The organism is Pseudomonas sp. XP2 (assembly GCF_053557975.1).
This window is the reverse complement of sequence record NZ_JBNRIK010000018.1, coordinates 26,311-31,009: the sequence shown is the minus strand read 5'-3', so window position 1 is coordinate 31,009 and position 4,699 is coordinate 26,311. Positions and strand designations below refer to the sequence as shown.

4 protein-coding genes are annotated in these 4,699 nt (G+C 64.3%); all 4 read left to right on the top strand.

What is annotated here, in order from left to right; genetic code table 11:
- Nucleotides 1-106 precede the first annotated feature (106 nt).
- On the top strand, nt 107-742 hold the full coding sequence (locus ACK1VC_RS18955) for an RluA family pseudouridine synthase (protein ID WP_011532730.1): 636 nt from the start codon (nt 107-109) through the stop codon (nt 740-742).
- Nucleotides 743-911: 169 nt separating this feature from the next.
- On the top strand, nt 912-2,201 hold the full coding sequence (locus ACK1VC_RS18950) for a M18 family aminopeptidase (protein ID WP_060518720.1): 1,290 nt from the start codon (nt 912-914) through the stop codon (nt 2,199-2,201).
- 188 nt (nt 2,202-2,389) lie between these two features.
- Nucleotides 2,390-2,557, top strand: a complete 168-nt coding sequence (locus tag ACK1VC_RS18945) for a hypothetical protein (RefSeq protein ID WP_012271002.1) — start codon at nt 2,390-2,392, stop codon at nt 2,555-2,557.
- A gap of 44 nt (nt 2,558-2,601) precedes the next feature.
- Nucleotides 2,602-4,699, top strand: a 2,098-nt coding sequence (locus tag ACK1VC_RS18940) for a mechanosensitive ion channel family protein (RefSeq protein WP_449118016.1), incomplete at its 3' end; no start/stop codon positions are given.

Here is a 4,699-nt window from a genome sequence, read left to right as displayed (position 1 = left end):
GGCCGCGCCTACAAGGGATCGCAATCCCCTGTAGGAGCGGCCTTGTGCCGCGAATGGGCCGCAGAGCGGCCCCGCTTTTTTCTCCCGATTTAACAGAGACCATGCAATGCCGCTGTCCAATATCCAGATCCTGCACGAAGACGCCGCCATCCTGGTGATCAACAAGCCGACCCTGCTGCTGTCGGTGCCCGGCCGCGCCGAGGATAACAAGGACTGCCTGATCACCCGCCTGCAGGAAAACGGCTACCCCGACGCGCTTATCGTGCACCGCCTGGACTGGGAAACCTCCGGCATCATCCTGCTGGCCCGCGATGCCGACAGCCACCGCGAGCTGTCGCGGCAGTTCCACGACCGCGAAACCGAGAAGGCCTACACCGCACTGTGCTGGGGCCAACCGGCACTGGACAGCGGCAGCATCGACCTGCCGCTGCGCTACGACCCGCCAACCAAGCCACGGCATGTGGTGGACCACGAGCAGGGCAAACATGCGCTGACCTTCTGGCGCATCGTCGAGCGCTGCGGTGACTACTGCCGGGTAGAACTGACGCCGATCACCGGGCGCTCGCACCAGTTGCGCGTGCACATGCTGTCGATCGGCCACCCGCTGCTGGGTGACCGGCTGTATGCCAACCCCGAAGCACTGGCGGCCCATGAGCGGCTGTGCCTGCATGCCTCCATGTTGAGCTTTACCCACCCAGTGTCCGGTGAGCGGTTGAAGTTCGAGTGCCCCGCGCCCTTCTGATTTTCGGCTGGCTGTCCCGGCCTCTTCGCGGGCTCGCCCGCTCCCACGGGGATGACCCTGCGTTGGAAATGTGTGCAGTACCGGTGGGAGCGGGCAGGCCCGCGAAGAGGCAGACACATATTGTCGACATTGTGCGTTAAACTCGCGCCACTGCTGTCTGGAGTGAGCTATGCGCGATGCACTGAATACTGGCCTTATCGAATTCCTCAAGGCCTCCCCCACGCCCTTCCACGCCACCGCCAGCCTGGCCCAACGCCTGGAAGCTGCAGGCTATCAGCGCCTGGACGAGCGCGACAGCTGGGCCACCGTGCCTGGCGGCCGCTACTACGTCACCCGTAACGACTCGTCGATCATCGCCATCAAACTGGGCAAGCAGGCACCGTTGCTCAACGGTATCCGTATGGTCGGTGCCCACACCGACAGCCCGTGCCTGCGCGTCAAGCCGCAGCCCGAGCTGCAGCGCCAGGGCTTCCTGCAGTTGGGTGTGGAAGTGTATGGCGGCGCCCTGCTGGCGCCATGGTTCGACCGTGACCTTTCCCTGGCCGGCCGTGTCACCTACCGCCGTGACGGCAAAGTTGAAAGCCAGCTGATCGACTTCAAGCTGCCGATCGCGATCATCCCCAACCTGGCCATCCACCTGAACCGCACTGCCAATGAAGGCTGGGCGATCAACCCGCAGAACGAGTTGCCGCCCATCCTGGCTCAGGTAGCGGGTGATGAGCGTATCGACTTCCGCGCCCTGCTCACCGAGCAACTGGCCCGCGAGCACGAGCTGATCGCAGACGTGGTGCTGGATTACGAACTGAGCTTCTACGACACCCAGGACGCCGCGCTGGTCGGCCTGAACGGCGACTTCATCGCCGGGGCGCGCCTGGACAACCTGCTGTCGTGCTACGCCGGCCTGCAAGCCCTGCTGGCCGCCGACAGTGACGAAACCTGCGTGCTGGTGTGCAACGACCACGAAGAAGTCGGCAGCAGCTCGGCTTGCGGCGCCGACGGCCCGATGCTGGAGCAGACCCTGCAGCGCTTGCTGCCCGATGGCGACGCCTACGTGCGCACCATCCAGCGCTCGCTGATGGTGTCGGCCGACAACGCCCACGGCGTGCACCCCAACTACGCCGACAAGCACGACGGCAACCACGGGCCCAAGCTCAACGCCGGGCCGGTGATCAAGGTAAACAACAACCAGCGCTACGCCACCAACAGCGAAACCGCCGGTTTCTTCCGCCACCTGTGCATGGCCGAGGAAGTGCCGGTACAAAGCTTTGTGGTGCGCAGCGACATGGGCTGTGGCTCGACCATCGGCCCGATTACAGCCAGCCACCTGGGCGTGCGCACGGTGGATATCGGCTTGCCGACCTTTGCCATGCATTCCATTCGCGAACTGTGCGGCAGCCACGACCTGGCGCACCTGGTGAAGGTACTGACTGCCTTCTACCGAAGCCGCGAGCTGCCTTGATGTAAGCAGGCCCGGCCCCTTCGCGGGCACGCCCGCTCCCACAGGGACCGCACAACCTTCGGGAACTGCGCTGTACCTGTGGGAGCGGGCAAGCCCGCGAAGAGGCCGGGCCTGCTAAAGGTCAATCCCGCCTCGCTTGCCAAGCGCTATGCTTGTTACATGGCCCCACTGCAAAAGGATTGCTGTCCATGTCACCGTTCCTGTCACTGTTCGTGCCGGTGTTCCTGTTCCTGCTGCTGCTGACCATTGGCTTCAGCATGCGCGAGCGCAATATCGGTGTACTGATGATGTGGATCGGCACCTTGGGTATCTTTGGCCTCACCTGCTGGAAGATCCTCGAGAAACTGCCGACATAAACCTCTACACTCGGTCAATCGTTTGACCTGAGGTAGATTTGCCCGTGCCTGCCCTCCTGCGTTACCTGTTCCTTCTCCTGCTGCTGTTCATCACTCCGGTACAGGCAGCGGGCCTGCCCGGCCTGCTGGGCGGCAGTGCGCCCGCGCAACCGGAGGCTACCGAGCCGCTGGGCAAGTCGCTGGACGAAGTGATCAAGAACCTGGAAAACGACCAGCAGCGGGCCAAGCTGCTGGCCGATCTTAAAAAGCTGCGCGACGCCACCAGGCAATCGCAGCCCAGCGTGGAACAGGGCGTGCTCGGCCTGATTGGCGGCGCGCTGCATGATTTTGAAAAACAGTTCAGCGGCGATGCCAGCCCGTTTCACCGCTGGGCGGCAGAAATCGAACAAGCCCAAGCCGAACTGACCGACCTGGTAGTGCCGGTGCACCAGTGGCCGGCGATCCTGTTCGGCTTTGCCGCCGTCATTGCCGTGTGGAGCGTGCTGGCCTACGCCTTCAACTGGGTCGGCCACCGGATACGCCTGCGCTTTGGCCTGAGCGAAGAACTACCCCAGCACCCGCGTACCTGGGACCTGGTGCGCTTTGCCCTGCGCAAGCTCGGCCCTTGGCTGGTGGCGCTGGTGTTCACCGTGTACCTGAGCGTTGTGCTGCCACCGTCACTGGGTAAATCGCTGGCCATGGTGCTGGCCTACGCACTGGTCGTCGGCACCTGCTTCTCGGCCATCTGCGTGATCGCCTTCTCGCTGCTCGACGGCCCGCACCGCCACCGCGCCCTGCATATCCTGCGGCATCAGGCATTTCGCCCGCTGTGGCTGATCGGCAGCTTCGCAGCGTTTGGCGAGGCCATGAGCGACCCGCGCATGCTGGTCGCACTGGGGACCCACCTGGCCCATGCCCTGGCGACCTTGGCCAACGTCATCGCCGCACTGTGCACCGGGCTGTTCATCCTGCGCTTCCGCCGCCCCATCGCCCACCTGATCCGCAACCAGCCGCTGGCACGGCGCCTGACCCGGCGAACCCTCAGCGACACCATCGAGATCCTCGGTAGCTTCTGGTTCATACCGGCGCTGATCCTGGTGGCCATTTCGCTGTTCGCCACCTTTGTCTCGGCCGGTGACACCAGCACCGCCCTGCGCCAGTCGCTGATGTGCACGGTGCTGGTGGTGGTGTGCATGGTGCTCAACGGCCTGGTGCGCCGCCACGCCGCCAACCCCAAACGCGCCAACAAGCGCCAGGCGGTGTATGCCGAACGCCTGCGCAACTTCGGCTACCTGCTGGTGCACCTGTTCATCTGGCTGGTGTTCATCGAACTGGGCCTGCGGGTGTGGGGCCTGTCGATGATCGGCTTTGCCGAGGGCGACGGCCATGAAGTGAGCCTGCGCCTGCTGGGCCTGGCCGGCACGCTGATCGTCGCCTGGCTGGTGTGGATCCTTGCCGACACCGCCGTGCACCACGCCCTGGTGCGTTCGCGCCGGGGCCTGGCGAACGCTCGTGCGCAAACCATGATGCCGTTGATCCGCAACGTGCTGTTCGTGGTCATCTTCATCATTGCGGTGATTGTCGCCTTGGCCAACATGGGCATGAACGTGACCCCGCTGCTGGCCGGTGCCGGTGTGATCGGCCTGGCCATCGGCTTTGGTGCGCAATCGCTGGTGGCCGACCTGATCACCGGGTTGTTCATCATCATCGAAGACTCGCTGGCCATCGACGACTACGTGGACGTGGGCGGGCACCTGGGCACGGTAGAGGGGCTGACCATCCGTACCGTGCGCCTGCGGGACATCGACGGCATCGTGCACACCATCCCGTTCAGCGAGATCAAGAGCATCAAGAACTACTCGCGGGAGTTTGGCTACGCGATCTTCCGCGTTGCGGTCCCGCACAGCATGAACATCGACCAGGCGATCACGCTGGTTCGCGAGGTGGGGCAGAAGCTGCGCAATGACCCATTGATGCGCCGCAACATCTGGTCACCGCTGGAGCTGCAAGGCGTGGAGAGTTTCGAATCGGGGTCGGCGATCTTGCGGGCCCGGTTCAAGACCGCGCCGATCAAGCAGTGGGAAGTGTCACGGGCGTTCAACCTGGCGCTGAAGCGGCAGCTGGATGAAGCCGGGCTGGACCTGGCGACGCCGCGGTTGTCGG

Excerpts from the sequence above, each read along its gene's own strand:
- ACK1VC_RS18955 (WP_011532730.1), top strand. The coding sequence starts at position 107 with ATGCCGCTGTCCAATATCCAGATCCTGCACGAAGACGCCGCCATCCTG.
- ACK1VC_RS18950 (WP_060518720.1), top strand. The coding sequence starts at position 912 with ATGCGCGATGCACTGAATACTGGCCTTATCGAATTCCTCAAGGCCTCC.
- ACK1VC_RS18945 (WP_012271002.1), top strand. The coding sequence starts at position 2,390 with ATGTCACCGTTCCTGTCACTGTTCGTGCCGGTGTTCCTGTTCCTGCTG.